Here is a 4,083-nt window from a genome sequence, read left to right as displayed (position 1 = left end):
TGTCGCATCGTCGGACGCGACCAATATCGAAACCCGTATCGAGCGCGATGGCGATCATTATGTGATCAATGGCCGCAAGTGGTGGTCGTCGGGCGTCGGCGATCCGCGCTGCAAGATCGCGATCCTAATGGGCAAGACCGATCCGTCGGCCGCCAAGCATCAGCAGCAGTCGCAGATCCTGGTGCCGCTCGACACCCCCGGCATCACCGTCGAGAAGATGCTGCCCGTGTTCGGCTATGACGATGCGCCGCATGGCCATGCCCAGGTGCTGCTCGAAAACGTCCGTGTGCCGAAGGAGAATATCCTGCTCGGTGAGGGGCGTGGTTTCGAGATTGCGCAGGGCCGTCTCGGTCCGGGCCGCATCCATCACTGCATGCGCACCATCGGCAAGGCCGAGGAAGCGCTGGAGAAGATGGTCCGCCGCCTGCAGTCGCGCACGGCATTCGGCCGCAAGGTCATCGAGTTCTCGGTCTGGGAGGAGCGCATCGCGCAGGCCCGCACCGATATCGAGATGAACCGTCTGCTCTGCCTCAAGGCCGCCGACATGATGGACAAGGTCGGCAACAAGACCGCGCAGCTCGAGATCGCGATGATCAAGGTTTCCGGCCCGAACATGGCGCTGAAGATCATCGACAACGCGATCCAGGCTTTCGGCGGCGCCGGTGTGTCGGATGATGCGGGTCTCGCCCGCGACTATGCGTCCATGCGCACGATGCGTCTGGCCGACGGCCCGGATGAAGTGCATAATCGTGCCATCGCCCGGCTGGAACTGAAGAAATATGCCAATGCGCCGGATACGTCGATCGAGGCGCTGGCCGGCCGGCACTAAAGGACGCAGACGAACGAAGGCTGTCATCCCCGCCTAGCACGCCGAAAGGCGTGCGCGGAGCGAGGATCCAGTTAACACCGACGCTGGCGATGTCGGCGCTTACTGGATTGCCCGGTCAAGCCGGGCAATGACAGTTGAGGGTGCGGCAAGAGAAGAAGAAACGAGGAAGCAACGTGACCGATGGTGTGAAGCGCGACGACGAATATAACGGCACACGGCCGGTCGAGGACCGCCACCGTTTCGATGAGGTGCGTCTCGAAGCCTGGATGCGCGGGCACGTGGAGGGCTATGAAGGCCCACTCACGGTGCTGCAGTTCAAGGGCGGCCAGTCAAACCCGACCTATCGGCTGAACACGCCGAAGCGCTCCTACGTCATGCGGCGCAAGCCGTTCGGCAAATTGCTGCCATCGGCGCATGCGGTCGATCGGGAATTCAAGGTGATCGCAGCACTGGGCAAGCAGGGTTTTCCGGTCGCCAAGGCCTATGCGCTGTGCACGGATGACGATGTCATCGGTTCGGCTTTCTATGTGATGTCGATGGAAGAGGGGCGGATATTCTGGGATCCCGCGCTTCCGAATGTCGACAGGAGCGAACGCCGCGCGATCTTCACCGCAAAGATCGAAACGCTGGCGCAGTTGCACAGCTACGATCCCGAGAAGATCGGGCTCGGCGACTTTGGCCGTCCCGGCAATTACTTTGCGCGGCAGGTCGATCGCTGGACCAAGCAATATCGCGCTTCCGAGACGCAGCTCATTCCCGAAATGGAGCGGCTGATCGAATGGCTGCCGACCTCGGTGCCGGAGCAGGAACGCGTGTCGGTGGTGCATGGCGACTACCGCATCGACAATATGGTGTTCAATGCCACGCAGCCGAAGGTGCAGGCGGTGCTCGACTGGGAGCTGTCGACGCTCGGCGACCCCATGGCCGACTTCACCTATCTCCTGATGCAGTGGATCATGCCGGGCCTCGACGGGCTCGACTTCAAGGCGCTCGACATCCCAACCATGGATGAAGCCGCCAAGATCTATTGCGACTATGCCGGCCGCAAGGACGTGCCCGACCTGAACTGGTATTATTGCTACAACCTGTTCCGGCTCACCGGCATTCTGCAGGGCATCGCAGGTCGCGTTCGCGACGGCACCGCATCCTCGGCCAAGGCGATGGAGTCGGCCAAGCGGACCGTGCCGCTGGCACAGGCGTCGTGGAAATACGCGCAACTGGCCGGCGCGAAATAGCCGCATTCGTGAATCTGTAGGGTGGGCAAAGGCGCGCAGCGCCGTGCCCACCTCGAGTGCGCGGCTGGTGAAGGTTGGCACAGCGCTGCCCGCCTTTTGCCCACCCTACATGCTACATTCTCCCGGCGGTCATCGTGGCGCTGTCTCCCAATCTCACCGGAAGCCTGTTCATGGCCGGCGCCATGGCGACTTTCTGTGCCACCGACGCGATCTCGAAATTCCTGCTGCCGCAGATGAATTTCGGGCAGCTGGTGCTGCTGCGCGGCATCGTGGCGGGGACGCTGATCACCGCGCTGGCTGCGCATCGGGGCGCGCTCAGGCCATTGCGCGTCCTGTTCGTGCGGCCGGTGGGGCTGCGCATCATCGGCGAGGTGGTCGGCACCATCTTCTTTCTGCAGGCCATCACGCATCTGCCGCTCGCCAATGTCTCGGCCATCATCCTGTCGCAGCCGCTGGCGATCACGCTGGGCGCCGTGCTGCTGTTCGGCGAGCGCGTGGGCTGGCGGCGCTGGCTTGCGATCGCAGCGGGCTTCGTCGGCGTGCTGATCATCGTCAAGCCGGGAGCGGACGGCTTCAATCAATTCACCTTGCTGGCGCTGGTTTCGGTGGCGTTCTATGCGCTGCGCGACCTCGCCACCAAGCAGATCCCGGCAGAAATCCCGGCGCTGTTCGTCACGCTGCTGACGACGATCTCCATGACGGCGGTCGGTGGCCTGCTGATGATGCCGCTCGGCGGCTGGTCGACGCCGTCGGTGTCGGCGCTCGCGCTGTTGACGGTGGCCGCCGTGCTGGTGCTGGCGGGATATCAATGCGTGATCATGGCGCTGCGCGTCGGCGATATCTCGGCGGTGGCGCCGTTTCGCTACACGCAGCTGCTGTGGGCGATGCTGCTCGGCTATCTCATCTTCGGCGATGTGCCCGATGGCGCGATGATCCTTGGTGCATCCATCATCGTCGCCTCCGGCCTCTACACTTTCCATCGCGAGCATGTTCGCAACCGCGAAATGCTGATGGCCGCAAAGACGGGCAGCGCGCCGACGGATGGGCCGTAGCCGCCACGCCATGCAGATCTGCGCAGCTCATCGGCGCAGGGGCCGTCTGGTTCGCACCAGTTTTTTGGTGCACAGGGAGGACCTCCTTCTGACTTCGGGATGTCTCCCGTAGCCCCTTCCAAGAAACGTTCCGGCGGAAACCTTGCCTCTTTCTCCCAATATGCGCGGAAGCCTGATGATGGCCGTGGCCATGGCGGGCTTCAGCATGAACGACGCCACCACCAAATATCTCACCGCAGACATGAACTTCGGGCAGGTCATGCTGGTGCGCGGCTCGCTCTCCATCGTGCTGGTGTTTGGGCTGGCCTGGTACCAGCAGGCGCTGCGGCCGATCAGCGTGCTGTTCAAGCTGCCGGTGGCGCTGCGCGTCTGCGGCGAGATCGGCGGCACCGCGACATTCCTCGCTGCGATCACCCATCTGCCGCTCGCCAATGTGTCAGCGATCTTCCAGTCGCTGTCGCTCGCCATCACGCTGGGTGCCGCGTTGATCTTCGGCGAGCCGGTGGGATGGCGCCGCTGGCTTGCCATTGTCGCGGGCTTCATCGGCGTGCTGATCGTGGTGCGGCCGGGCGCCGAGGGATTCAACCAGTTCACCGTGCTGGCTTTGATCTCCGTGTGCTTCTGCGTGGTCCGCGACCTCGCCACCAGCCGCATCCCGAAAGAGGTGCCGTCGGTCTTCGTCACGCTGTTGACGACCTTCGTGGTCACCATCGTCGGCGGTTGCCTGATCGTGCCGCTTGGCGGCTGGACGCCGATGTCCGGGCGGTCCATGAGCTTCCTGCTGCTCGCCGCCGTGCTGGTGCTGATCGGCTATCAATGCGTGATCATCGCGCTGCGGGCAGGGGAGATTTCCGCGGTCGCACCGTTCCGCTACACGCAACTGCTGTGGGCCATGGGACTCGGCTATCTGATCTTCGGCGATGTCCCGGATGGCTGGATGATCGTCGGCGCGGCTGTGATCGTCGGC

4 protein-coding genes are annotated in these 4,083 nt (G+C 63.6%); all 4 read left to right on the top strand.

Annotated features, from left to right (window positions below; genetic code table 11):
• Nucleotides 1-829, top strand: an 829-nt coding sequence (locus ACIQ17_RS31685) for an acyl-CoA dehydrogenase family protein (RefSeq protein ID WP_398473491.1), incomplete at its 5' end; no start/stop codon positions are given.
• A gap of 173 nt (nt 830-1,002) precedes the next feature.
• On the top strand, nt 1,003-2,064 hold the full coding sequence (locus ACIQ17_RS31680) for a phosphotransferase family protein (protein ID WP_398473490.1): 1,062 nt from the start codon (nt 1,003-1,005) through the stop codon (nt 2,062-2,064).
• A gap of 134 nt (nt 2,065-2,198) precedes the next feature.
• Nucleotides 2,199-3,116, top strand: coding sequence for a DMT family transporter (locus tag ACIQ17_RS31675; RefSeq protein ID WP_398473489.1), 918 nt, complete (start codon nt 2,199-2,201; stop codon nt 3,114-3,116).
• 175 nt (nt 3,117-3,291) lie between these two features.
• Nucleotides 3,292-4,083: DMT family transporter (locus tag ACIQ17_RS31670; protein ID WP_398473487.1), on the top strand; the 792-nt coding region annotated here is incomplete at its 3' end.

The sequence above is a fragment of the Tardiphaga sp. genome, assembly GCF_044340795.1.
Taxonomy (GTDB): Bacteria; Pseudomonadota; Alphaproteobacteria; order Rhizobiales; family Xanthobacteraceae; genus Tardiphaga.
This window is presented reverse-complemented; position numbering and strand designations above follow the sequence as displayed.